We start from the raw sequence: 25,473 nt of genomic DNA, 5'->3' as shown, positions 1-25,473 counted from the left end.
TTCAGACATGGCAGAGAACTCGTCGACGGGCCGGGTGTCGGCCGTGTGGCCGGGCAGCGCCTATCCCCTCGGCGCCACCTACGACGGTGCGGGGACGAACTTCTCGCTGTTCTCCGAAGCCGCGGATGCCGTCGAGTTGTGCCTCATCGCGAAGGACGGCACCGAGTCCAGGATCGCGCTCGACGAGGTCGACGGTTACGTCTGGCACGCGTACCTGCCCAACGTCGCTCCCGGTCAGCGGTACGGCTACCGGGTTCACGGGCCGTGGGACCCTTCGAGCGGTCTGAGATGCGACCCGAGCAAGCTTCTTCTCGACCCCTACGGCAAGGCCTTCGATGGAACATTCGACGGCGACCGATCACTGTTCTCCTACGACGCGGAATCCGGCGAGGCCGACGATGCCGGGGCCGATGACGGCAAGCCGGCCGGCCACGACTCGCTCGGACACACGATGACCACCGTGGTCATAAATCCGTATTTCGACTGGGCTTCGGACCGTGCACCTCGTCGTCCCTACCACGAGACGGTCATCTACGAAGCCCACGTCAAAGGTATGACCGCCACGCATCCCGCGGTACCGGAGGAGTTGCGGGGCACGTATGCCGGCCTGGCCCACCCGGCCGTCATCGAGCATTTGACCGGTCTCGGCGTCACCGCGATCGAACTGATGCCCGTTCACCAGTTCATGCACGACCGGATGCTGCTCGATCGCGGGCTCCGAAACTATTGGGGTTACAACACGTTCGGATTCCTGGCACCGCATACCGGGTATTCGTCGGCAGAAAAGCCGGGCGCCGCGGTGTCCGAGTTCAAGGCCATGGTGCGTTCGTTTCACGAGGCCGGAATCGAGGTGATCCTCGACGTGGTCTACAACCACACTGCCGAAGGAAATCACCTCGGACCCACCATCTGCTTCCGGGGCATCGACAACGCCGCCTACTACCGCTTGGTCGAAGACGACGCGGCTCATTACATGGACTACACCGGCACCGGTAACAGCCTGAACGCCCGTCATCCACACACACTGCAACTCATCATGGACTCGCTGCGCTACTGGGTCACCGAGATGCACGTGGACGGGTTCCGATTCGATCTGGCGTCGACCCTCGCACGTGAATTGCACGACGTGGACCGCCTTTCCGCGTTCTTCGATCTCGTGCAGCAGGATCCGATCGTCAGCCAGGTGAAGTTGATCGCCGAGCCGTGGGACGTCGGCGAAGGCGGATATCAGGTGGGAAATTTTCCGGGCCTCTGGACCGAGTGGAACGGAAAGTACCGGGACACCGTTCGCGACTACTGGAGAGGCGAGCCGTCCACCCTCGGCGAGTTCGCATCCCGACTCACCGGATCGTCGGATCTCTACGAGGCGACCGGCCGCCGCCCCGGTGCCAGTATCAACTTCGTCGTCGCCCACGACGGCTTCACTCTGCGCGATCTCGTCTCGTACGACGAGAAGCACAACGAGGCGAACGGCGAGGACAACAACGACGGCGAAAACCACAATCGCTCATGGAACTGCGGCGTCGAGGGGCCCACGGACGACCCTGACGTTCTCGCGCTCCGTGATCGGCAGAGCCGCAACCTCCTTGCAACCCTGCTCCTGAGCCAGGGAACCCCGATGCTCGCTCACGGCGACGAGTTCGGGCGCACCCAACACGGGAACAACAACGCGTACTGCCAGGATTCGGAACTGTCGTGGGTGAATTGGACGCTCGCGGACACCAACGCCGCGCTCGTCGAATTCACCAGGCGCGTAATCCGTCTGCGCACCCACAACCCGGTGTTTCGCCGTAGACGCTTCTTCGAAGGCAAGCCGATTCGCAGCGGCGATCAGACTCGCGATATCGCCTGGCTCACCCCTACCGGTGAAGAGATGACCCCCGAAGATTGGGACAGCGGGTTCGGGAGATCGCTGACGGTGTTCCTCAGCGGAGAGGGCATACCGGAACCGGACCAGCGTGGCGAACGGATCGTCGGAGACTCGTTTCTGCTGTGCTTCAACGCGCACGACGGCCCGATCGAGTTCGTCACGCCGAATGCCGAGTATGCGAACGAGTGGACCGTTGTCCTCGACACAGAATCGGCTACCGGTGCGAGCGAGAAGGTGATCGCGGCCGGCACTGCGCTCACCATCGCCCCACGCGCCCTCGCGGTACTACGCAGAAGCAGGTGAGGACCTTGCCGATCGAACGCGACATCACGTCCACCTATCGACTCCAGTTGCGTGGCGACGGGTTCGGGTTCGCCGCGGTGCGCGAATTGGTCGACTACTTCGACGATTCGGGTGTGTCGCACCTGTACCTGTCCCCCATTCTCACGGCTACCACCGGGTCCACCCACGGCTACGACGTCACCGACCCCACCACCGTCTCCGCAGCGCTCGGAGGCCGGGACGAATTCGTCGCCCTGTCGAGAGCGCTACACGAACGCGGGATGGGCCTGCTCGTGGACGCGGTGCCCAACCATCTCGGTATCTCTGTTCCGCAGGAGAACCTGTGGTGGTGGGACGTTCTCACCTACGGCCGAGACTCCGACCACGCGCGGTTCTTCGACGTCGACTGGCGCAGTGACAACGGGGCGGACGGCAAACTCGCGCTCCCTGTTCTCGGTTCCGAAGCCGACGTATTCGCTCTGTCGATCGATCGCAGCGGCGACGAACCGCGACTCGCGTTCTACGAACACCGATACCCGATAGCTCCCGGTACCGACGGCGACGATGTTCGTACCGTGCACGAGGCCCAGCACTATCGGCTTGTCCCGTGGGATGCCGGCGTGGTCGGGTATCGCAGATTTTTCGGTGTCGACTCGTTGGCCGCGGTTCGCCAGGAGGACCGGGTCGTGTTCGATGCCACCCACCGTGAAGTGGCGACGTGGGTGGACGAAGGACTCGTCGACGGCGTCCGGGTCGACCATCCAGACGGCCTGGCCGACCCCCGAGGCTATCTGGAACGCCTGCGGGACTTGATCGGTCCGGATCGTCTGCTTGTGATCGAGAAGATCCTCGGGGCACGAGAACCGCTCGATCAGACGCTGCCGGTGGACGGGACCACCGGGTACGACGCACTGTCCGAACTCGGCGCGGTGTTCGTCGACCAGCGCGGCGCTTCAGGTCTGACGGCGCTGATGGACGACCGAACAGGAGACCCTGGCGACGCGACGAGCCTGCGCGATCAGGAACTCGACCTGGGGCGCCACGTGGCAACCGAGCAGTTCTCCAGCGAGATTCGCCGGCTGGCCCGGGCCGTCGAGCGTGAATCCTCCACCACCACAGCCGACCGCGACGAGCTGATGCAGGCGCTCGCGGAACTCGTGGCGCGGATACCGGTGTATCGCACCGACTACGCGCCGCTGCACGGAATGCTGCCCCGCGTGATCGGGGAGCTGTCGACCGAACGCCCGGAGCTCGGTGCGGCGTGGAATGCGGTCGGCGAGGCGCTGTCCGGCGGCAGGGAGGCTTCGGTCCGTCTTCAGCAAGTGTGCGGCGCAGTCACCGCGAAGACCGTCGAAGACTGCCTGTTCTATCGCACCGCCCGCCTGGTGTCGTCGCAGGAAGTCGGCGGGAATCCAGAACGATTCGGCATGCCCCTCATCGAGTTTCACCTGTCGAACGCCGAACGTGCACGCGACTGGCCCCGCACCATGACCACCCTGTCGACCCACGACACCAAACGGGGCGAGGACGTGCGCGCGCGCATAGGCGTCTTGTCCCAGGTTCCAGATCTCTGGGCGCGCTGCGTCGAACAGTGGGAGAAACGCGCACCGTGCCCAGATCCGGCCACCGGACTGTTTCTGTGGCAGAACCTCTTCGGCGTGTGGCCGGTCCACGAGGCAGCCGAGTCCGTTCCTGGATTCCGACAGCGAATGCACGCGTACGCGGAGAAGGCCGTCCGGGAGGCAGGCACTCGCACGACATGGACCGAAGTGGACGTCGATTTCGAAGCGCGTCTGCACGAATGGCTCGACTCCGTGATCGACGGTCCGGTCGGCCATTCCCTGGGTGCACTCGCCGCCCAACTCGCTCCGCACGCATGGTCCGATTCGCTCGGGCAGAAGCTCCTCCAACTCTGCGGACCCGGCATCCCGGACGTCTACCAGGGAACGGAGTGTTGGGAAGACTCGCTCGTGGATCCCGACAATCGGCGATTCGTGGATTTCGATCGGCTCCGAGCGAACGCCGCCGATGCCTCGCTACCTACCGTCGACCACACCGGTCGGGCGAAACAGCACGTAGTGCGGCAATCCCTCCGCCTGCGTCGGTCCCACCCGGAGTCGTTCGTCCACGGCGCGTACTCACCGATCTTCGCGGCCGGACCGCAATCCGAGCGCCTGATCGCATTCGGTCGCGGACCGTCGGACGACCCACTTCGCGTGCTGGCGCTGGCCACGCGTCTGTCCGTGACGATCGAGGAGACGGGCTGGGGCGATACGGCCGTGGACCTTCCCCCGGGCAGGTGGATCGACGTACTGACCGGGGATTCACACTCGGGAACGGTCCGAATCACCGAAATGTTCGACCGATACCCGGTCTCCCTGCTACACCGGAACACGTAGCGCACAGCCAGCCGAAGCACACGCGCACACAGCGCACACCGATGATCGGAGTCTCATGCCTCATCGCAGAGTTGTCGCCCACACGTTCGGGGGCCCGGAAGCACTGGTGGTCGTCGACACCGATCTGCCCGAACCAGGCCAGGGAGAAGTACAGGTGTCCATTCGCGCCATCGGCGTCAACCCCTACGACTACAAGAGCTACAGCGGACTCTTCGACGCCGACGAATCGAAGTTGCCGATCACGCTCGGGTCGGAAGCAGCCGGGGTGGTCGACGCCGTCGGTGCGGGCGTGAGCGTAGCGGTCGGAACCGAGGTGATCGTCTACCCCGCCAAGGGCGGCAGCTACGCCGATGCCGTGGTGGTTCCAGAGACGTCGGTGTCTCCGAAACCTGTCAACCTCTCCTGGGAGCAGGCGGCCGGACTGCTCGCAGCGGGCGTCACGGCTGCGGATCTCCTCGAGACGGTTGCGGTCGCCGCCGGTGACACCGTTCTCGTCCACGGCGCAGCCGGCGCGGTGGGATCCGTCGTCGTCCAACTGGCCCACGCACGAGGTGCGATCGTGATCGGCACCGCGCGTGCAAACAACCACGACTACGTTCGCGAACTCGGAGCCACACCGGTGGAGTACGGCCCAGGCCTGATCGATCGAGTGCGGGTCTCGGCGCCGAACGGCGTAGACGCGGCCATCGATACCGTGGGTGGGGAAGAAGCTGCCGACGTCTCGATCGAGTTGGTCTCGGACCGCACCCGAATCGCCACCACCGTTCCCGGACCGACTGCGGTGGAACGCGGAATCACCTCGGTGGGTGGCGGTAACGCGACCAGCGTCGAGAATCGCAGGAACGCACGTCCACAGTTGATCGAACTTGCCGGGGACGGCGCGGTACGCGTCCGCGTCGCGCGAGTGTTCGCACTGGCCGATGCCGCAGAGGCTCACCGACAGTTGGCAGCACCGCACGAACCCGGGAAGTTCGTGCTTCTCCCCTGACCCCACCCCCGACCAATGTCACACACGTTCAGCTCGCGCGAACCGGTGTGACATTGGTCGGGGCGGTCAGGTGTCGTCCTGCTCTCGTTGTTTGCGGCCGACGCGCCGCTGTTCCTCGGCGCGCTCTCTGCAGCGACGAAGGAACTCCTCGTCGTCCTCGGGATTCTGGGCCACGTGTCGGCCGGGCCGCTCGTACTCGCCGTATCCGCTGCGCGCCACCGGAGCCTGCGCACCGAAACCCTGACCGCGTCCGACGAACAACCACAGCAAGGAGCCCAGCGTCGGCAGGATGATCACCACCACGAGCCAGCCCATCTTGGGTAGATGCTGGATCTCGCGCTCGTCACGGGTGACCACATCCACGATGCAGAACACCCACAACAGCATGGTGACGAGTCCGAACAGAAAGTACGGCACTGGCGATTTCCCCTCGGTGACTACTCGCCTGCTCCTGTACCCCGACGGCAGGTTCGGACTATAGAACCACAGGCCCGAGCGACCTATTCGAGCAGACTCGACCGAATGGTCGCTTTCACCCAGTTTCGGTATGCCACCGTGTCCCAGTTGCATTGACGACGGAGCAGATCGTGCACCTGTGGCGACACCACCGTGTACAGAACGTCGGCAGCGTGTTGAACGGTGACGTCCCAGCGCAGCAAGTCGCTCGCCGCCAGCCCCTCGGCGATCGTCATGGCGTTCGACGCTGTTTCGCTCGCGTGCTCGGCGGAGAATCGAGCCATCTCCTCGTCCGCGCCGGAAGACTCCACGGCGGCGAGTACGAGACGTCCGGTGTTCTCGTGAATCTCCGTGGCCTGCCACACCAGATGGTCGAGGACGACGGTGGCGTCGTCGGTGTTCGGATCCCGCGGACCGTCCAACACGATCTCCGGCAGCGCGCCGGCGGCGCCCAACACCTCGTGGAAGAGTTCCGATTTTCCACCGGGGAACACTGCGGACACGGTCCGCACCGCCACGTCTGCACGCTCCGCGATATGCCGCACGGTGGTCCCCACGTATCCCCGTTCACGGAAAAGATCCGCAGCCGCGTTTCGGATCGCATTCCTGGTGCGGCGGGCGGCATCCACACGCAGCGGAGAGCTGTATGCCCTCGTAGGGCCAGGTTGTTCGGCGTTCTTGCTCATTCGATGCACTATAGCGATATTCGATACATCTATACGGCATTCGATTCACCCGGGGTGTTTCGGCCGCAGCGATCGGCTGCGACGTACGACCCGAGGGGGCATTCTGGAACTGTGCACACCTTCGAGGTCTGGGCCCCGCTCGCCACCACCGTCCACGTACAGGTCGACCGCACCCTCCACGACATGGCGGCGACGAACGACGGCTGGTGGCATGCCGGAATCGACGCAGCACCCGATGCCCGCTACGGATTCGTCATCGACGACGCCCGGACGGCCGACGGTGACCCGCTGGTCCTTCCCGACCCGCGCTCGCCGCGGCAGCCCGACGGCGTACATGCGCCTTCGCAGTTGCATCGTGTCGATCCCTCCACCTGGACCGACTCCCGCTGGACCGGCCGACAACTCGCCGGCTGCGTGGTCTACGAACTCCACGTCGGTACGTTCACACCCGACGGCACGTTCGATGCGGCGATCGAGAAGCTCGATCACCTCGCGGCACTCGGTGTCGACTTCGTCGAACTGATGCCCGTCAACGGATTCAACGGAACCCACAACTGGGGCTACGACGGCGTGCTCTGGTACGCCGTTCACGAAACCTACGGTGGCCCCGACGGTCTCGCCCGCCTCGTCGACGCCTGCCATGCGCGCGGCCTGGCCGTCGTCCTGGATGTCGTCTACAACCACCTCGGCCCGTCGGGTAACTACCTCGGCCGCTTCGGTCCTTACCTGTCCGAAGCGGCGAACACGTGGGGTCGAAACCTCAACCTCGACGGCCCGTCGAGCGACCAGGTTCGCAGCTACATCATCGACAATGCACTCCGCTGGTTCGCCGAATTCCACATCGACGCGCTCCGGCTCGATGCCGTGCACGCTCTCACGGACAACACGGCCACTCACCTACTCGAAGATCTCGCAACGGAGACCCGACGTCTTGCCGCGCACCTGCGACGGCCGTTGACCCTGATCGCGGAGAGCGATCTCAACGACCCGAAGCTGATCACGCCCAGATCGTCGGGCGGCTACGGGCTGGACGCCCAGTGGGACGACGACGTTCATCACGCCGTGCATGCGGCGGTGTCGGGTGAGCGTCAGGGCTATTACGGAGATTTCGGATCACTGCAGTGTCTGGCCGACACCTACCGGCAAGGCTTCTTCCATACCGGCACCTTCTCGACGTTCCGCGGGCGCCTGCACGGCCGCCCGATCGATACGCGTCGCACTCCGGCGAGTTCGCTCGTCGCGTACACGTGCACGCACGACCAGATCGGCAATCGCGCGATCGGCGATCGCCCGGGCACGTACCTCACCGATGGCCAGCTGGCGGTAAAGGCCGCCTTGGTGCTGTGCTCTCCGTTCACTCCGATGCTGTTCATGGGCGAGGAGTGGGGAGCCGGCACCCCGTTCCAGTTCTTCACCTCACACCCCGAGCCCGAGCTGGCATCCGCAACCGCGACCGGCAGGCGGGAAGAGTTCGCCGAGCACGGCTGGGACCGCGACGACGTGCCCGACCCCCAGGATCCGGAGACCTTCGAACGCTCCAAACTCGACTGGTCCGAGTTGGCGTCTCCGGATCACACCCGACTGCTCGACTGCTACCGGTCGCTGATCGCCCTGCGCCGCGCGCGTTCCGAACTCACCGACCCGTGGCTCGAACACCTCGTAATCGATTACGACGAGGAGTCGCGGTGGATAGTGCTCCATCGTGGCGAGTTGCGAATCGCGTGCAACCTCGCCGCCGAGACGGTGACAGTTCCTGTCGGCGGTTCACCACTGCTGTGGTGGGTTGCACCGACACAGGACGAGACGGGATCGGCGACATCGATCCCGCCTCATTCCTTCGTCGTTCTCGACGCCACCCCCGTGCGCGGTTAGCGAGTCCAGGGACTCGTCGACCACTCACGGGCGACGGAGGAGCCGGAATACGAGAACGGCTGTGCCGAACAGGACCAGGGCGACTGCCCCGGACGCGACGTGCATGCCGTCGACGAATGCCGCTCCTGCTGATTCGCGCAGCATCGCGGCCGCCGGCTCCGACAGCGACTTGGCCTCCGCCATGGCGCCGCCGAGCGTTCCGTTCGCTGCCTCGGCGCCATCGGCGCCCAGCATCGACGTGTCGACACCACCCCGGAACACTGCCATCACCACACTTCCCAGCACGGCTACGCCCAAGGCAACACCCAGTTCGTACGCAGTCTCGGACACCGCCGATGCAGCGCCCGCACGCTCTGGTTCCACCGAGCTCACCACGAGGTCGGACGTCAACGTGAGCGCGAATCCGATTCCAGCACCCGCGAGGAAGAATCCGAACACGAACAGGCCAGGACCCGAATCCGTACCGAGACCACCCATGACCGCCGCACCGACGGCGGCCGTACCGATGCCGGCTCCGAGCACGGATCCGACAGACCACCAGCGGACCAGCCAGGCAGCCGCAAGGGCGGTCACTGCGCTCATCACCATGCCCGGCAGCATCAGCAGGCCGGCGTCGAGCGCCGAGTAGCCGAGCACCAACTGAAGGTACTGCGATCCGAAGAACAGCAGCCCTGACAGCGCAAAGATCGACAGAAGGTTCGCGATGACCGCGGTCGAGAACGTGCGCTTACCGAACAGACCAAGATCGATCATCGGGTTCTCCATGCTGCGCTGACGACGCACGAAAGCAATACCCGAGATGACACCGACAGCCGCCGTCACCGACAGCGTCGCATCGACCCCGTGCACCACCATCTCCTTCACCGCATAGACGAGCGGAAGCATCGTCAGCATGGACAGGACCATGCTCGGTAGGTCGAATCGGCCCGGCGCAGGGTCTTTGGACTCCGGGATGAGGATAGGGCCCGCCAGCAGGAGAACGGCGAGCACCGGCAGGTTGACGAGAAAGACCGATCCCCACCAGAAGTGTTCGAGGAGCCACCCACCGATCAATGGGCCCGCCGCCGTGCCTCCACCGGCCATCGCGCCCCAGACTCCGATCGCCAGGGTTCTCTGACGCGGGTCGGCGAACATCGTGCGGATCAGCCCGAGGGTGGCGGGCATGAGCGTCGCACCCGACAGCGCCTGCAGAACACGGGCTGCGATCAACAGTTCCGGGGTGGGCGCCCACGCGGCGAGCACGGAGGCCAGACCGAATCCGGCAGCGCCGATCATCAGCAACCGGCGCCTGCCGACTCGATCGCCCAACGTTCCCATCGTGATGAGCAAGCCGGCGAGTACGAACGAGTAGACGTCGATGATCCACAGGAGCTGATTGCTACTGGGTTCGAGATCGGAACTGATGAACGGGAGCGCGAGATCGAGCACTGTGCCGTCCACCGCGATGAGCAGCACGGCGAACGCAAGAATCACGAGGCCCGCCCAATCCCTGGCGCTCGCACGGGCGGTCGGTGCCGAGGTGGGCTGCACGATCACGGACATGGCTACTTCGACTTTCGATTCGACGGAAAACTCGACACGGCGGACTCTTTGAACCGTCCGGCCGGTACACACACTAACAGTGAACCGTCCAGCCGGTACAGTTCATTCCCGAGTACAGTCACCGCATGGCCGCCGACACACGTGACCGACTCCTCGACGCCCTGGAGAAGCTCCTGCTCGACACCGGACTTGCGCAAGTGACCCTCGAAGGGGTTGCCGCCGAGGCCGGGGTGTCCAAAGGCGGGCTTCTCTACCATTTCCCCAGCAAGGAAGCCCTACTCATCGGAATGGTCCACCGACTCGGCGAGCGCGCGGACGCTCAGGTAGCCGATGCTGCGGCCGGTGGTACGTCCTTGACCGAGTGGTATCTCCAGATGCCGGATACGAGCACGGCCGAAGAACTTGCGCTGTACCGTTCCACGATCGCGGCCCTGCGCAGCGTCGACGGAAAACGAGACGACATCCAGCGTGCGGTCACCGAAGTGATGCGGGCCTGGGACGAGGGACTACGAGCCGAAATCGAAGACCCCGTCCAGGCCGAGATCGTGCGCCTCGTCGGGGATGGCATCTACTTGTCCGCGCTGCTCGACCTCCCCCTGCCCGACCCCGACCTCTACGACCGAGTGGTGGCGCGGCTGCTGTCCTCGGACGGCCTGGGCGCCAGGGGCTAGGTCAGATACCGGTAAGCGGGACTTCCGGGCTCCAGTCGCTCCACCTGCATACGTGAACTTTCCATCCGCTCGAGCAGCGCGGACAATCCGTCTGCGGCACCCAGCTCGATACCGACAAGTGCCGCACCTGTCTCACGGTTGTTGCGCTTGACGTACTCGAACAACGTGATGTCGTCGTCCGGCCCGAGGACCTCGTCGAGGAACCGACGAAGGGCGCCCGGCTCCTGCGGGAAATCGACGAGGAAGTAGTGCTTGAGACCGAGGTGGACGAGCGAGCGCTCGAGGATCTCGCCGTATCGGGACACGTCGTTGTTTCCGCCCGAAATCAGGCACACCACAGTCGAACCCGGTTCGATCGCCATCTTCTCGAGCACGGCGACCGACAACGCGCCGGCAGGCTCGGCGATGACGCCCTCGTTCTGGTAAAGATCGAGCATCGCGGTACAGATCGCGCCCTCGTCGACCTGGGTCACGGTGAACGACTCCCCCGGCCTGCGCACGGACGCAGGTGCCGCGATCAGCGGCAGCGACGAATGCGAGATCACCGCCGCGCCCAGCTGCGACACGACCGCGTACGGGAGGTCACCGATCCGCTGAACCGACGCGCCGTCCACGAACGGGTCGATGTCCTCGAGTGTCACCGGTCCGCCGGCCACGAGAGCCGCGGTCAGCGAGGCGGCCCCCGAAGGCTCCACGCCGACGATTGCCGTCTCCGGAGAACGCTCGTGCATGTACGTGGCAATCCCGGCGATGCACCCGCCGCCGCCGACCGGAACGACGACGTAGTCGGGCGCCTCCCCCAATTGTTCGAGCACTTCCACCGCGATGGTTCCCTGCCCTGCCGCGGTCCGCGCGTCGTCGAAAGGCGGCACCATCGTGGCGCCCGTCCGGACGACGTCTTCCTTCGCTGCCGCAGCCGCGGCGTCGAAGGTCTCACCCGTCACGATCAGCTCGACGAACTCGCCGCCGTGAACCCGGATGCGGTCCCGCTTCTGCTTGGGAGTCTTCGCCGGCACATAAATCCGGCCGTGAATCTTCATTGCGGCGCAGGCGAAGGCGACGCCCTGAGCATGGTTGCCGGCGCTCGCCGTGACGACACCCGCACTGCGCTCGTCGTCCGTCAGCTGAGCCATCAGGTTGTAGGCGCCGCGCAGCTTGTAGCTCCGCACCACCTGCTGGTCTTCACGTTTGAGATAGACCCTCGCGCCGGTAGCCACGGAGAGTCGCTCGCTCAACTGCAGCGGCGTCGCGGAAATGACCTCGGAAATTCGATCCGCTGCAGCATCGATCTCGCGCGCGTCGATCACGGCGGAAACATCGGTCTGGTCTGTGTGGTCGGGCTCTGCGGTATCGGGCGAGGTGGACACCTACCCATGATTCCACTCAGCGCACGGCCCCGAACACGCGGGTTCAGCCGAGACCACCGAACTGGGACGGTCGGGGCATGTTCTTGATGTTCGTCTTCGCCATCTTCACGGCCTCACCGACCCCGCCGTTCATCACGATCTTCGACATCGCCAGGGCGAACCCGCCCACCTGCTGCCCCGTGATGGACGGCGGCAACGACAACGCGAGCGGGTCGGTCACGATGTCCACGAGCGCCGGCCCGTCGTGAGCCAATGCCTCCTTCAGTCCGGATTCGAGTTTCGACGGATCCTCGATTCGCGTGGAGAAGATGCCGAGAGCCGCGGCTACCGCGGCGTAATCCACCTCGGGAACGTCGACCCCGAAGTCGGGAAGCCCGTCCACCAGCATCTCGAGCTTCACCATGCCCAGCGTCGAGTTGTCGAAGAGCACGATCTTCACGGGAAGGCGATACATCGACACGGTCACCAGCTCGCCGAGGAGCATCGACAAACCGCCGTCGCCCGACATCGAGATCACCTGACGGCCGGGCGCCGCGAACTGCGCTCCGATCGCGTGGGGTAGCGCATTGGCCATGCTTCCGTGCAGCGCGGACGTCAGGAAGCGGCGACGACCGTTGGGATTGACGTAGCGCGCTGCCCAGACGTTGCACATTCCGGTGTCCGCAGTGACGATCGCGTCGTCGGCAGCCACGTCGTCGAGTATCGAAGCGGCGTATTCGGGATGAATCGGCGTCCGCTGCCCCGCCGGCTTCGTGTACGCACCGACGACCTTCGACATGAGGGTGTCGTGCCGCTCCAGCATCCCCTCGAGAAACGAACGATCGGTCTTGCGTTTCACGGTCCCCAGCACAGCACGAACGGTGCTCGCGACGTCTCCGTGAACGGCGACGCTCACCGCTGTCCGTCGACCAAGATGCTGGGCGTTGCTGTCCACCTGAGCCGTGACCACGCCGTCCGGCAAGAACTGGTCGTACGGAAAATCGGTGCCCAACAACAGAAGTAGATCCGCACCGTGCATGCCGTCGTGGGCCGCCCCGTACCCGAGCAGCCCCGTCATTCCGACATCGAACGGATTGTCGTACTGAATCCACTCCTTGCCCCGCAAGGAGTGACCGACCGGCGCTCCCAGCACGTCCGCGAGTTCGAGAACCTCGTCGCGCGCATCGCGGACTCCCGCACCCGCGAAGATCGCGACCTTCTGCGCGGAGTCGAGCGCCGCAGCGAGAGCAGCGACGTCGTCGTCGGCAGGCACCAGGCGCGGTCGGCCGGTCGCGGGGACTTTCGGCGGAGTCCCCTCGGCGGGGAGCGCTGCGATGTCACCGGGAAGCGTGATCACCGAAACGCCCGGCCCGGCGACCGCGTGGGTCATCGCCGAACCCACCACCCGCGGCGACTGGGCCGGAGTGGAGATCAGTTCGTTGTACCGAGAACACTCGACGAACAACCGGTCCGGGTGGGTTTCCTGGAAGTACTCGAGACCGATCTGCTCGCTCGGAATCTGGGCGGCGATGGCCAGTACGGGCGCACCCGAGCGATCGGCGTCGTACAGACCATTGATGAGGTGGAGGTTGCCCGGACCGCAGGAACCCGCACACACCGCAAGCTTCCCGGTGACCTGCGCCTCGGCAGCAGCGGCGAAGGCGGCACCTTCCTCGTGGCGTACGTGAACCCAATCGATACCACCGGATTCGGCATTCCCCGCACGCCGTACGGCGTCGACTATCGGGTTGAGACTGTCTCCGACGATGCCGTAGATCCTCTGCACACCGGCATCGATCAATTGTCGAACAATCTGATCGGCCACAGTGCTGTCGCTCACGGTACCTCCGTAGGGGTCGAATACTTCCCGAGTACGAACTGTCGAGTACGAACTACCGAACCGGCTCTCCCCTACTCCGACGCAGGTTCGAGGACGAAGACGGGAATCTCTCGATCCGTCTTCTCCTGGTACTCCGAATACGGCGGAAATGCGGCGACAGCTCGTTCCCACCACGTCGCCTTCTCGTCACCGGTGATCTCTCGGGCGACCATGTCCTGGTTCTCGGTGCCGTCACGCAACTCCACCTGGGGGTGCTTCTTGACGTTGTAGTACCAGACCGGATTCTTGGGCGCGCCGCCCAGAGAGGCCACGACTGCGTACTTTCCGTCGTGCTCCACGCGCATCAGCGGTGTCTTCCGAATCTTTCCGGTTTTGGCACCTTTGGTCGTGAGGAGTACGACGGGCATCCCCTGAAGGCTCGTACCCTCTGCGCCTCCGGAATTCTCGATCAGTTCGGCCTGATCTGCGGCCCATTTGGATGTGCTCGGTTCGAATTCACCTGAAAGTGGCATGTCTCCATGTAACACCCGAACTGCATCATCAGCCACCGAAACGATCTGATCCTGCGTCCACACTGGATCGGCCTGGAGTTTTCGCTGGCCCGAACTCTGCGATCCGCCTACCCTGAAACCATGGCCACCACCCACTACGGACGCGCCGGGCAGGACACATACACCCCCGGCGTGGACATTGCGGGTACACGATGGCCGCTGTACAAACTCGAGGCGATGGTCGTAGGCGTCCTCGTTCTCGTCGGATGTCTCGCTGTGCTCAGGTCTTTCGAGCCGGCAGTGCTTGCCGCTACGAGCGCGGCGGTCGTCGTATGGTGGGCACGCCGCGCTCACCTCTCACGGCCGCGCTGACTGCTCACGGAAGAACGCCGGCGCCTACACGGCCAGGCAGCCCGGACCCAGCAGCGCCTTGAGATCACCCATCAACGCGGACGACGGTTCCACCCTGTAGACGTCGTCCACCTTCAGCAACGTGATTCGGGATCCACTGATCAGACGCAGATGAACATCGGATGTCCCCGGATGTCGGGTCAGAACCTGCTTGAGCGCTCCCACCTTGTCCGGTGTGCACAGCCGGGTCGGCAGACTCACCGACAGCGGCTTGGCGACGCCCACCGCGGACAGATCCGGGACAGCAAGATCGTTGGCGATCAGCGAGATCCGATCGTCGCGGATCGACACGCGCGCCTTCACGAGAACAACCGTGTCCTCGTTGACGTCCATGCCGTACGCCGCGTACGCCTGCGGGAAGAACAGCACCTCGATACCACCGGCAAGATCTTCCAGCTGCGCCGAAGCCCAGGTCAGGCCGTTCTTGTTGATACGCCGGTTGACCGAGGCCAAAATGCCGCCGACGGTCACCTGCGTGCCGTCCTTGACGTCACCTTCGAGGATCGTCGGGATGGCCATGTCGGATTGCGCCGACAGCACGTGCTCGATGCCGTTGAGCGGGTGGCCCGATACGTACAACCCGAGCATCTCGCGTTCGAGAGCCAGCTTGTGTTTCGAATCCCACTCTTCGTCGGGAATCTTCACGTTGAACACCGACGAGATCGACTCGTCCGCGTCGTCGCCACCGAACAGGTCGAATTGACCGATCGCCTCGGCCTTCTTGGTACCCATCACCGCATCGATCGCGTCCGCGTGCACGAGCAGCAGGCCCTTGCGTGGATGGTCCAGAGAATCGAATCCCCCGGCTTTGATCAGTGACTCGGTGACCTTCTTGGAACAGGCCGCCGCGTCGATCTTGTTCAGATAGTCGGAGAAGTCGACGAACTTCGATTTCTCGTTGCGCGCCTTGATGATCGAATTGACCACGTTGGCGCCCACGTTACGGACCGCACCCATGCCGAATCGGATGTCCTCGCCCACGGACGCGAAGTTGACCTCGGATTCGTTGACATCCGGCGGAAGCACGGTGATGCCCATCTTGCGGCAGTCGGCAAGATAGATCGCCGCTTTGTCCTTGTCGTCACCGACGGACGTGAGCAGACCGGCCATGTACTCACCCGGGTAATTGGCCTTGAGGTAACCGGTCCAGAAGGACACCAGCCCGTAACCGGCGGCGTGCGACTTGTTGAAGGCATAGCCGGCGAACGGGAGAATCGTGTCCCACAGGGCCTTGATCGCCGCCTTCGAGAAGCCGTTGTCCTGCATACCTTTCTCGAAACCCTCGAACTCGGCCGCGAGCACCTCGGCCTTCTTCTTACCCATGGCACGACGCAGGATGTCTGCACGTCCGAGCGAGTAACCGGCCACCTTCTGAGCGATCTGCATGATCTGCTCCTGGTAGACGATCAGGCCGTAGGTATCGCCGAGGATCTCCTTGAGAGGCTCCGCCAACTCGGGATGGATCGGCGTTACTTCCTGCCGGCCGTTCTTGCGATCTGCGTAGTCGTTGTGCGCGTTCATGCCCATCGGGCCGGGCCGATAGAGCGCGAGCACAGCGACGATGTCCTCGAACCCTGTCGGTTGCATACGGCGCAACAGGTCGCGCATGGCGCTGCCGTCGAGCTGGAACACACCCAGAGTGTCTCCGCGCGAGAGCAACTCGTACGTCGCCGGGTCGTCGAGAGGAAGTGTGTCGAGGTCGAGTTCGATGCCTCGATTCGACTTGATGTTGTCGATCGCGTCGCCGATGACGGTGAGATTTCGCAGACCGAGGAAGTCCATCTTCAACAGACCGATGGCCTCACACGAGGGGTAGTCCCACCCGGTGATGATGGCGCCGTCCTGGTTGCGCTTCCACAACGGAATCGCGTCCATCAACGGTTCCGAGGACATGATCACCGCGCAGGCGTGCACACCCGCGTTGCGGATCAGCCCTTCGAGTCCCTTGGCGGTCTGGTAGATCTTCGCGACGTCCGGGTTGGAATCGATGAGGGTACGAACCTCTACCGCTTCCTTGTAGCGCTCGTGAGTCGGGTCGGTGATGCCGGCGACCGAGATGTCCTTGGCCATGACCGGCGGCGGCAACGCCTTGGTGATCTGATCCGCGATTGCGAAGCCCGGCTGCCCGAACTGCACACGTGCGGAGTCCTTGATCGCAGCCTTGGTCTTGATGGTGCCGAAGGTGATGACCTGGGCAACGCGATCGCTGCCCCACTTGTCCGTCGCGTAGCGCACCATCTCGCCGCGACGGCGATCATCGAAGTCGATATCGATATCGGGCATCGACACACGTTCTGGGTTGAGGAATCGCTCGAAGAGCAGACCGTGCGGAAGCGGATCGATGTTGGTGATACCCATCGCGTAGGCAACGAGCGACCCTGCGGCCGAACCACGGCCCGGACCGACGCGGATACCGACCTCACGCGCGTGGTTGATCAGGTCACCGACCACCAGGAAGTAAGCGGGGAACCCCATCTCGAGAATGACGCCGATCTCGTAATCGGCCCGCGAGAGGTACTCCTGCGGAGGACCGGCCGGGAATCGCCAGTCGAGGCCTCGCTGCACCTCTTTACGAAGCCAGCTCCCCTGCGTCTCCCCTTCCGGGACAGGGAAGATGGGCATCCGGTCCCGGTGCGTCCACACGTCCTCGTAGGACTGCACGCGCTCGGCGATGAGCAGCGTGTTGTCACATGCCCCGGGCACCTCGTCGTCCCAGATCGCCCGCATCTCGGCAGCCGACTTCAGGTAGTAGCCGTCACCACCGAATTTGAATCGAGTCGGGTCCGACAGCGTCTTACCGGTCTGGATGCACAGCAGCGCCTCGTGGTTCTCGGCCGCTTCCTTCGTGACGTAATGGCAGTCGTTGGTGGCGAGTGGCGGAATGTCGAGGGTCTTGCTGATCTTCAGTAGACCCTCGCGCACCCGCGTCTCGATGGACAGCCCGTGATCCATGAGCTCGAGGAAGAAGTTCTCCTTGCCCCAGATCTCCTGCCACTTCGCGGCCGCCTCGAGCGCCTCACGTTCGTGGCCGAGCCGCAACCGGGTCTGGATCTCGCCGGACGGGCAGCCCGTCGTGGCGATGATGCCCTCGTGGTGTTCGGCGATGAGTTCCTCGTCCATGCGGGCCCATTTGCCGAGCTGCCCCTCGATGGATGCGAGCGAGGACAGCTTGAAGAGGTTACGAACTCCGGTCGCGTTCTCCGCGAACATCGTCATGTGCGTGTACGCGCCGCTGCCCGACACGTCGTCCGACTTCTGGCTGCGCTCTCCCCACAACACACGCTTGGTGTTGAATCGCGACTCCGGCGCGACGTACGCCTCAATCCCGATGATGGGCTTGATGCCCTTGTCCTTCGCGACGTTGTAGAACTCGCTCGCGCCGTACATGTTGCCGTGGTCGGTCATACCCACCGCCGACATATCCTGCCGGGCTGCCTCGTCGAACAACGGCCCGACCTTCGCGGCACCGTCGAGCATCGAGTACTCGGTGTGGTTGTGCAGATGTACGAACGAGTCAGCCACGTGCGCCTCTCTGAAGGTCTGGGAACATCCCGAGTGTAGGCCCTCGGACCGACAGCATCGGACCATCTGCAGGCGGTGTCGGGCATGTCGAGCGGTGGGCCACGGACTTCACGAAACGACTGTCACAGCCGTCACTTCTGCACCGTCGTCTCGCGTCTTCGCGCATGTCTGGCTCGTATCAACGTGTCGGTCGTGAACACGACGAGTGCCGCCCAGATCAGAACGAATCCGATCCACCGCGAAGCCGGCATGTCCTCGTGCAGAACGGCTACGCCCCAGGCCATCTGGAGAGCGGGTGTCAGGTACTGCAACATCCCCATCGTGCTGAGCGGCACTCGCTGCGCAGCCGCACCGAAGAGAAGGAGCGGGGCGGCGGTGACCACTCCGGCCGAGACCATCAATGCAGTGTGTCCCACGCCGTGACCGACGAAGGTCGAAGCGCCTGTCACGGTGAGAAAGCCGAGATATCCGAACGAGAACGGTGCAGCGATGACGCCTTCGGCCGTGAGGCTCGTCCGCGGATCGAGCGGAACCACCTTCTTGATCAACCCGTAGGTGGCGAACGAGAACGCGAGCGTCAATGCGATGAAGGGTGGGTGGCCGTAGTCGACGGTGATCACGACGACCGCAACGGCGGCGAGAACCAGAGCGCCGATCTGAGCCGGTCGCAATCGCTCGCGGAACAGAACGACACCCAGCATCACACTGACGAGCGGATTGATGAAATAGCCGAGGGCAGTCTCGACCACCCGTCCGGACACGACCCCGTATATGTAGGTCCCCCAGTTGATCGAGATGGCGGCCGACGCTCCCGCGACGAGGGCCCACGTTCTGAGTCCGAGCCCCCGCAGTGACCCCAACCGGCCCATCACCGCGAGAACGACGAGCATGATCAGGAGCGTCCACACCACCCGGTGCGCCAGAATCTCGACGGCGCCCGCAGGTTCGAGCAGACCGAAGAACGCCGGAAACGCACCCCACATCGCGTACGCACCGATACCGAACAGAATTCCCGCATCGGCGAACCCGACGGACCTGACAGCCTTCATCACTCGGGCACCGGGCCGTCGTCGGGGCCGGGCCGCACCACGTCCACGTACTCGGGCAGCAGGGGTCGCACGGCGAACTGCCCATACGGGGAATCCGTCCCGAGCGCTTCGACGACGCGCACGTCCGGCTCGCGGGCCAGGGCGTGCAGCGTCTCCGCATCGGCGCGCACCAGAGCGGCAACGACACACTCGCACCCGGCTGCCAACCGCTCGGACGTGATTCGGGCGATTTCTGCCGCCCGGCCGTCGGGTGGGGCAGTCTGCTGCAGGCGACCTGCAGCGAGGGCTCCGGCACGCGCGAGAGCGGCATCCGAAGCACCTACCGCGACCGGCACCGCCGGCGTCTGCACGCGGTCGATCGGCACTTGGAAAACGACCTGAGAGACGCGGGCGGTGTCCGCGACCGCTTGGATACGCTCGACTCCGACAGCCCGGTCGAACGACACCAGTCCCCAATGCAGACCCGAGTCGTCGAGTACAGCGAGGCTCTCCCGGCCACGACTCGCGTAGTCCGAGACGAGCTCACCGCTGTCCGGGCCCAGACCGTCCGTGGTGATCGGCCGCGGAGTCGGAGGATTGGCTGTACCTACGGCGAAGAGAACCGCACCGAGCAGCCCGAGCGCGAGAATCACCTGCCCCGCCCGGCGCACCTCAGGTGGCCCGCAGGACTTCGAGCGCGTCCTCGAGGTCCTTCGGGTACTTGCTCGTGATCTCGACCCAACGGCCGTCCGACGGGTGTGCGAATCCGAGCGATCGCGCATGTAGCCACTGCCGCTCCAACCCGAGACGCTCTGCCAGGCGTGGATCCGCCCCGTATGTCAGATCGCCACAGCACGGATGGCGCAGCGCCGCGAAATGCACCCGGATCTGGTGGGTCCGTCCCGTCTCGAGGTGGATGTCCAGCAGGCTGGCCGCCTGGAACGCCTCGACTGTGTCGTAGTGCGTCACGCTCGGCTTACCGTCCGCCGTGACCGTGAACTTCCAGTCGTTGCTGCGGTGACGGCCGATCGGGGCGTCGATGGTTCCGCTGCTCGGGTCCGGATGGCCCTGGACCAGGGCGTGGTAGCGCTTGTCGATGGTGCGTTGTTTGAAAGCTCGCTTGAGGAGGGTGTAGGCCCGCTCGGAAGTGGCCACGACCATCACGCCGGACGTGCCCACGTCGAGCCGGTGAACGATTCCCTGGCGCTCGTGCGATCCCGAGGTCGAAATGCGGAATCCTGCAGCCGCGAGTCCACCGATCACTGTCGGTCCCGTCCAGCCGACGCTCGCGTGCGCCGCCACACCGACCGGCTTGTCGACCGCAACCACGTCGTCGTCCGCGTAGAGAATCTCCATGCCCTCGACGGGCTGAGCTTCGATCGTCAGCGGCCGCGGCGGCTCGGGCAGCTGTACCTCCAGCCACGAACCGGCCGACAGTCGATCGGACTTCCCGACCGCCGTGCCGTCGACCAGAACCGAACCCTCTTCTGTGAGTTGCGCCACTGCCGTCCGCGACAGACCGAGAAGGCGCGCCAGCCCGGCATCCACCCGCATGGCTTCGAGGCCGTCGGGTACCGGCATGGACCGGGTTTCTCTCGTCACTTCTCTCCCTTCTCGGTTCCTCGTGGCTCGATTCCGAACAGTGTCAGCGCCACGAGCAGAATTGCGGCACACACGATGGCGGAGTCCGCCACATTGAACACGGGCCACCACCCCACCGACACGAAGTCGACCACGTGCCCCTGCATGAACCCTGGCGCCCGGAAGAACCGGTCGACCAGATTTCCGAGGGCGCCGCCCAGCACCAGACCGAGACCGAGCGCCCACCAGGACGAATGCAACGTACGCCCCATCCGCACCACACACACGACCACGATGACCGCTACCAGCGTCAACACCCAGGTCATGCCGGTGGCCATCGAGAAAGCAGCACCGGGATTGCGGACCAGACGCAACGACACGATGTCGCCGATCAACCACACCGGCTCGCCCGGTCGAATGTTCGCGACGGCCACGATCTTGGTGATCAGATCCAGCGCGAGGATCGCGGCGGCGACGACGATCAGGAGCGGTAGCCGCTGATGTCGAGTCTTCGCAGGTGTGTCGTCGGCGTCGGTGGGTGGTTCGCTGGGCCGTGCGCCGTTCGAAACGGGAGGCTCCTCGGCGGTCCGGTTGTCGGAAGCAGGGTCGTGACTCACCCGTCCATCATCCCTTACGCGCCGATCCTCGGGCTCACGCGGACCCTTGGCTACTAGCCTGGTGCCGTGCCACTGAAGTCGAAAGCGTCGCGTACCGGATCATGCCTGGTTGCGATGACGCTGTCCCTTGCAACCATGATCACCGCGTGCGGAAGCGACGGCGATGCCGCCGAGCCGGCCGCGCCGGCTTCGGACGCCGCCCCCTCCGAAGTGACCGTCCCCATCTCGGCGGCCCAGGTGGATGTCGTCTCGGAAGGAGCGGAACCTCGTGAAGTCGTTCGACATCAGCCGCCCACCGACACGACCCAGGACTCGGTCCTGACCACCAGCTCCCAGGTGTCTCAGCAGATCGACGGCCAGCCTCCGCAGGACTTCTCCTCTCCCGAGTTGACCCTCCCGCTGGCCGTCCGGGTGGCGGACGCCGACGGCTCGGACAAGGAAGGCGGCTCGGCCCCGGAGGAAGGGAATTCCGACGCACGAACTGTCGAACTCACTCTCGGCGACGCCGCCACGCCCGACGGCACTCTCGACGGCGCCCTCTCGCACAGCGAGGGTTCCGGAGTCGACCTGACCGTTTCGCCCAACGGAGCTGTCACGGCCTTGCGACTGCAGCCTGCCGCCGACGCTCCGGACGTTGCCCGCTCCGCGATCGAGCAAGCCTTCTATCAGGCCGTGTACCGCTCCTTGCCCTTCCCGGACACACCCATCGGGGTCGGGGCCCAGTGGACGGTGCGACAGCAGGTGACGAGCGGCATCGCCCTCGATCAGACCACTACCGCGACACTCACCGCCCGCGAAGGAAATCGTCTGACCATCGACGTCACCGTCGATCAGAAGCCCCAGTCCGATGTGTGGATGCTCGACGGTGATGCCGGCTCGCTCAACATCGACGAGTACACGATGTCCGGAACCGGCAACATGGTGGTGGACTTGGACAAGCCACTGCCCGTTCAAGGCGCGGTCTCCGTGGGCGGCGAGCAGCACTACAGCGATCCCGATGGGACCACCCGCTTGATGCAGTCGATCACCAACAACGTCGCTTGGGGGACGCCATGACATTCCCGCGTCGCGCAGGCGCCGTCGTCTGCACCGCACTGATTACCGGTCTCGTCGGATGCTCGTCTTCCACCGGACGGGACGATGCACCGGAAATGGACGCTCTCGGCCCGGCCGTGACGGCGCCCCCGAACGATGCGGCAGCGCCCGGTCCGGGCAACGAGGGTCTCGAGCCACTCCTCCTGACGGCCGCGGATCTACCCGTCGGGTTCGTCCCGGCACCCGACCCGGAGCAGGATCTGGGATTGCCCCCGGCAGAAGACACGTCGGAGACCGACAAGTCGGGCACGAATCCGCAGGCATGCGCGGCGGTACTCTCCCCGATCGCCCAGCAAACGGAGGGCACCGTCGGTACAGCCGACGGCACGTTCACCGGTCCGAATTTCTCGAGTATCGACGAGGACATCGCCTCGTATCCCGACCACGAGGCCACTTCGCGTGCCTTCGAGACCGTTCAGGACACGCTCGCCGGGTGCGGTGAGTACACCGGAACGGACGTGGACGGTATCGACATCACCTATCGTCTCGGCGCCCGCGAGCACGAGGGTGTGGGCGATGCATCGGTCGCCTTTCGGTTGGTGACGTCGAGCGAGGGCTTCACGCTCACCTCCGATGTCGTGGTCGCCGTCGTGGGCAACAACATCGTTCAGCTCGCCGCAGCGGGCCAGACCGAGATCGACCCGACGGTCTTCACCGACATGACGAACACCGCCGTTCAGAAACTGGCCGTCTGACAGCACCGATACACGAAAGTGCCGGCACCCACCCGATGGTGGATGCCGGCACTTCTGCGTGTGGCTCCCCTCAGGGAGTCGACGTCGCTATCAGGCCGCGGGGCACGCCGGGGACTGCAGCTGCGCCATGCCCACGATCTGGCATGCGGTGGTCTTCGACAGCTTCCACGAGCCGTCCTCGGACGGGATGAAGATGGCAGCGAGGCCACCCTGCTGGACCTCACCGTTGACGGTCAGCTGGAGCTGGCCGGAGGCGGTTCCATCGCCGTTGTCGACGACCGGGTCGAGAACCTCGACCTGAGCGCCGAACTGCTGAGCAGCGGCGGCGACCTGGTTGATGAGCTCGGGATCCTGCTCGGAGCCCTCGACCATGTTGGTCTTCTCCTCGAGAGGAGTGGCCGGGTCGAGACCCTTGACCAGGAGCTGGTTCAGCTCGGCAGCGGTGGGCACCTCGGCTGCGGCCTCTTCTGTGGTGGTGGCAGCCGCCGAGCTCGAAGTGGATTCGTCCGCCGAGCTGCCGGAGTCATCCGAACAGGCGGACATGGTCAGTGCGGCGGCGATCGCGATTCCGGCGACCGTCATCTTGCGAAGCTTCAACTCAGTGTCCTTCGTTGTCGAGTTTTCTCGGGGTCCGTATTTCCCCCGAGATCCAATCATCGAGATACTGCTCGGGCCAACCTTACCCAACAGTAAGGCTTCAGCAGCAAAGGGCATCCTCACAAGAGGGAGCCCTCCACTCCTACCCGTTCGAGGCGTTCGTCGCCTTCGTCGAAGGTCCGTGCAACGCCCGGTCCACTGGTACGTGTCTCGAAGCGAACCGTGACCACACCGTGGCCGGCACCCTGGACCCATCCGTGACCGTACTCGACGTGCGCAACATCGACACCCGCGTGCCAACCCCGGTATGTGTGCGCGGACCGAGGAGGCTCGAGCTCACCGGCGCCTTCATCCGCCTCCTCGATGCTCGACGAGTACCCGGGTACGTCGAGCTCCAACTCCGGGAAAAGGGATCCCTGGCGGACGGTGGACAATCCGGAGTAACCGACACCGACGAGCCGCACGGGACCGATCTCGAGCGGATCCATGACGTGTCGTTGAGCAGCAGCGACGAGCACCTGACGATCGAGAGTGGCGTACGGCAACGTCGTAGAACGGGTCAGCACACTCATATCCGACTTCTTCAACTTGACCACGACGGTGCGGGCGGCGCGTCCGTCCTTCTGCAGTCGCGCGAACGCCGATCCCGCTGCCGAATCGACGGCGAGACGCAGCTCGGCCAGGGTCACGATGTCTGCGGCGAATGTGGTTTCGGCGCTGACCTGCTTGGATTCCGCGCGCTCCGCAACGGGTCTGTCGTCGATCCCCTTCGCAAGCCGATGCAGTCCCGGCCCGATCGTGCCTCCCAGAATCGAGGCGATCTCGGTCTCGGGCGTCGCGGCGAATCCACCGATCGTCTCGATCCCCAACCGACGCAGCTTGTCCTCCGCGACCGGCCCGATCCCCCACAGCTTGCGTACGGGAAGTGGATCGAGCACGGCGTGCTGTTCCTGCGGGGACACGACGCTGACTCCGTCCGGTTTCGCCAGACCGGACGCGATCTTCGCCACCTGTTTGCCGGCACCCGCTCCGATCGATGCCACGAGGCCGGTTTCGTCACGCACGTCGGCACGCAAGTCCTCGCAGAAGCGGGCCACCGAATCGGGTGAGGCGCCGGCCAGTTCACTCGGTTCCAGAAATGCCTCGTCCACCGACAGCTGCTCGACGATCGGCACCCTGGAACGCACGACGTCGAACACCGCCTTACCGAGAAGGCCGTACAGCGCACCGCGTGGCGGCAGCACCACGACTGCGCCACCCACCAGGCGCCGAGCCTGATGCATCGGCATCGCCGAGCGGGCCCCGTGAACGCGCGCCTCGTAGCTCGCTCCGGCCACCACACCGCGGCCGCCCAGCCCTCCGACGAGAACCGGACGGCCACGCAGAGTGGGTCGGGTCAGCTGCTCGGCCGACGCGAAGAATGCATCCATGTCCAGATGCAGGACCCAGCGCCGACTCACAGCCCGACGCTACCGGTGCACACC

General features: G+C 64.9%; 21 protein-coding genes. 8 read left to right on the top strand and 13 right to left on the bottom strand.

Annotated features, from left to right (window positions below):
* The first annotated feature begins 7 nt into the window (after nucleotides 1-7).
* Genes glgX through ACZI8R_RS10740 form a run of 3 tightly spaced genes read left to right on the top strand, consistent with a single transcriptional unit; the run spans nucleotide 8 to nucleotide 5,539 of the window.
* A complete protein-coding gene (gene glgX / locus ACZI8R_RS10750; protein ID WP_463379584.1) occupies nucleotides 8-2,173 on the top strand; it encodes a glycogen debranching protein GlgX in 2,166 nt (721 codons plus the stop codon).
* The gene (gene treY / locus ACZI8R_RS10745; protein ID WP_463379583.1) at nucleotides 2,170-4,551 is read left to right on the top strand and encodes a malto-oligosyltrehalose synthase; all 2,382 of its coding nucleotides are present in this window, start codon (nucleotides 2,170-2,172) and stop codon (nucleotides 4,549-4,551) included. The genes glgX and treY overlap by 4 nt, the downstream gene beginning before the upstream one ends.
* Nucleotides 4,552-4,606: 55 nt before the next feature.
* Complete coding sequence (locus ACZI8R_RS10740) at nucleotides 4,607-5,539, top strand: NADP-dependent oxidoreductase (RefSeq protein WP_463379582.1); 933 nt, start codon at nucleotides 4,607-4,609, stop codon at nucleotides 5,537-5,539.
* 66 nt (nucleotides 5,540-5,605) lie between these two features.
* On the opposite strand, the gene ACZI8R_RS10735 is transcribed toward ACZI8R_RS10740, so the two are convergent.
* Together ACZI8R_RS10735 and ACZI8R_RS10730 are read right to left on the bottom strand one after the other, a co-directional pair.
* The gene (locus ACZI8R_RS10735; protein ID WP_463379581.1) at nucleotides 5,606-5,956 is read right to left on the bottom strand and encodes a PLD nuclease N-terminal domain-containing protein; all 351 of its coding nucleotides are present in this window, start codon (nucleotides 5,954-5,956) and stop codon (nucleotides 5,606-5,608) included.
* An 83-nt stretch (nucleotides 5,957-6,039) separates the two neighbouring features.
* Entirely contained in the window at nucleotides 6,040-6,681 is a 642-nt protein-coding gene (locus ACZI8R_RS10730) for a TetR/AcrR family transcriptional regulator (protein ID WP_463379580.1), read from the bottom strand.
* A 111-nt stretch (nucleotides 6,682-6,792) separates the two neighbouring features.
* On the opposite strand from ACZI8R_RS10730, the gene treZ reads away from it, so the two are divergent.
* Entirely contained in the window at nucleotides 6,793-8,553 is a 1,761-nt protein-coding gene (gene treZ, locus ACZI8R_RS10725) for a malto-oligosyltrehalose trehalohydrolase (protein ID WP_463379579.1), read from the top strand.
* 24 nt (nucleotides 8,554-8,577) lie between these two features.
* On the opposite strand, the gene ACZI8R_RS10720 is transcribed toward treZ, so the two are convergent.
* Nucleotides 8,578-10,095 carry an MFS transporter gene (locus ACZI8R_RS10720; RefSeq protein ID WP_463379578.1) on the bottom strand — a complete coding sequence of 506 codons (1,518 nt, stop codon included), beginning with the start codon at nucleotides 10,093-10,095 and terminating at the stop codon, nucleotides 8,578-8,580.
* Nucleotides 10,096-10,220: 125 nt separating this feature from the next.
* Here ACZI8R_RS10720 and ACZI8R_RS10715 point away from each other — a divergent pair, with 125 nt between their 5' ends.
* Nucleotides 10,221-10,766: a TetR/AcrR family transcriptional regulator gene (locus ACZI8R_RS10715; RefSeq protein WP_463379577.1), complete on the top strand. Its 546-nt coding sequence runs from the start codon at nucleotides 10,221-10,223 to the stop codon at nucleotides 10,764-10,766.
* On the opposite strand, the gene ilvA is transcribed toward ACZI8R_RS10715, so the two are convergent.
* The 3 genes from ilvA to ACZI8R_RS10700 all read right to left on the bottom strand — a co-directional run bounded on the left by ilvA (nucleotide 10,763) and on the right by ACZI8R_RS10700 (nucleotide 14,464).
* Nucleotides 10,763-12,133 (bottom strand): threonine ammonia-lyase IlvA, encoded by a 1,371-nt coding sequence (ilvA, locus tag ACZI8R_RS10710; protein ID WP_463379576.1) that lies wholly within the window; start codon nucleotides 12,131-12,133, stop codon nucleotides 10,763-10,765. The two genes, ACZI8R_RS10715 and ilvA, sit on opposite strands and share 4 nt — an antisense overlap.
* A 43-nt stretch (nucleotides 12,134-12,176) precedes the next feature.
* Entirely contained in the window at nucleotides 12,177-13,952 is a 1,776-nt protein-coding gene (locus ACZI8R_RS10705) for a pyruvate dehydrogenase (protein ID WP_463379575.1), read from the bottom strand.
* Nucleotides 13,953-14,023: 71 nt separating this feature from the next.
* Nucleotides 14,024-14,464 carry a nitroreductase family deazaflavin-dependent oxidoreductase gene (locus ACZI8R_RS10700; protein ID WP_463379574.1) on the bottom strand — a complete coding sequence of 147 codons (441 nt, stop codon included), beginning with the start codon at nucleotides 14,462-14,464 and terminating at the stop codon, nucleotides 14,024-14,026.
* A 120-nt stretch (nucleotides 14,465-14,584) separates the two neighbouring features.
* Between ACZI8R_RS10700 and ACZI8R_RS10695 the strand changes: the two genes are divergently transcribed.
* A complete protein-coding gene (locus tag ACZI8R_RS10695) occupies nucleotides 14,585-14,815 on the top strand; it encodes a hypothetical protein (RefSeq protein ID WP_463379573.1) in 231 nt (76 codons plus the stop codon).
* Between the two features lie 24 nt (nucleotides 14,816-14,839).
* Here ACZI8R_RS10695 and dnaE read toward each other — a convergent pair whose 3' ends face one another.
* From dnaE to lspA, 5 genes are all read right to left on the bottom strand, one after another.
* Nucleotides 14,840-18,376, bottom strand: coding sequence for a DNA polymerase III subunit alpha (gene dnaE, locus ACZI8R_RS10690; RefSeq protein WP_463379572.1), 3,537 nt, complete (start codon nucleotides 18,374-18,376; stop codon nucleotides 14,840-14,842).
* A 131-nt stretch (nucleotides 18,377-18,507) separates the two neighbouring features.
* Nucleotides 18,508-19,425 (bottom strand): EamA family transporter RarD, encoded by a 918-nt coding sequence (gene rarD, locus ACZI8R_RS10685; RefSeq protein ID WP_463379571.1) that lies wholly within the window; start codon nucleotides 19,423-19,425, stop codon nucleotides 18,508-18,510.
* Nucleotides 19,425-20,057, bottom strand: a complete 633-nt coding sequence (locus ACZI8R_RS10680; protein WP_463379570.1) for a hypothetical protein — start codon at nucleotides 20,055-20,057, stop codon at nucleotides 19,425-19,427. Before ACZI8R_RS10680 ends, rarD begins: the two co-directional genes overlap by 1 nt.
* Nucleotides 20,058-20,076: 19 nt before the next feature.
* Nucleotides 20,077-20,985: an RluA family pseudouridine synthase gene (locus tag ACZI8R_RS10675; RefSeq protein WP_463379686.1), complete on the bottom strand. Its 909-nt coding sequence runs from the start codon at nucleotides 20,983-20,985 to the stop codon at nucleotides 20,077-20,079.
* A 17-nt stretch (nucleotides 20,986-21,002) separates the two neighbouring features.
* Entirely contained in the window at nucleotides 21,003-21,602 is a 600-nt protein-coding gene (gene lspA / locus ACZI8R_RS10670) for a signal peptidase II (protein WP_463379569.1), read from the bottom strand.
* 66 nt (nucleotides 21,603-21,668) lie between these two features.
* Between lspA and ACZI8R_RS10665 the strand changes: the two genes are divergently transcribed.
* Nucleotides 21,669-22,658, top strand: a complete 990-nt coding sequence (locus tag ACZI8R_RS10665) for a hypothetical protein (RefSeq protein ID WP_463379568.1) — start codon at nucleotides 21,669-21,671, stop codon at nucleotides 22,656-22,658.
* Complete coding sequence (locus tag ACZI8R_RS10660) at nucleotides 22,655-23,392, top strand: sensor domain-containing protein (RefSeq protein ID WP_463379567.1); 738 nt, start codon at nucleotides 22,655-22,657, stop codon at nucleotides 23,390-23,392. Before ACZI8R_RS10665 ends, ACZI8R_RS10660 begins: the two co-directional genes overlap by 4 nt.
* A 90-nt stretch (nucleotides 23,393-23,482) precedes the next feature.
* Here the strand turns inward: ACZI8R_RS10660 and ACZI8R_RS10655 are convergent, their stop codons facing one another.
* Both ACZI8R_RS10655 and ACZI8R_RS10650 read right to left on the bottom strand, forming a co-directional pair.
* On the bottom strand, nucleotides 23,483-23,989 hold the full coding sequence (locus ACZI8R_RS10655; RefSeq protein WP_463379566.1) for a WKL family lipoprotein: 507 nt from the start codon (nucleotides 23,987-23,989) through the stop codon (nucleotides 23,483-23,485).
* Nucleotides 23,990-24,108: 119 nt separating this feature from the next.
* Nucleotides 24,109-25,449, bottom strand: a complete 1,341-nt coding sequence (locus ACZI8R_RS10650) for a DNA polymerase IV (RefSeq protein ID WP_463379565.1) — start codon at nucleotides 25,447-25,449, stop codon at nucleotides 24,109-24,111.
* Between the last annotated feature and the right edge of the window lie 24 nt (nucleotides 25,450-25,473).

It is taken from the genome of Rhodococcus huquni (assembly GCF_055231055.1).
This window is presented reverse-complemented; position numbering and strand designations above follow the sequence as displayed.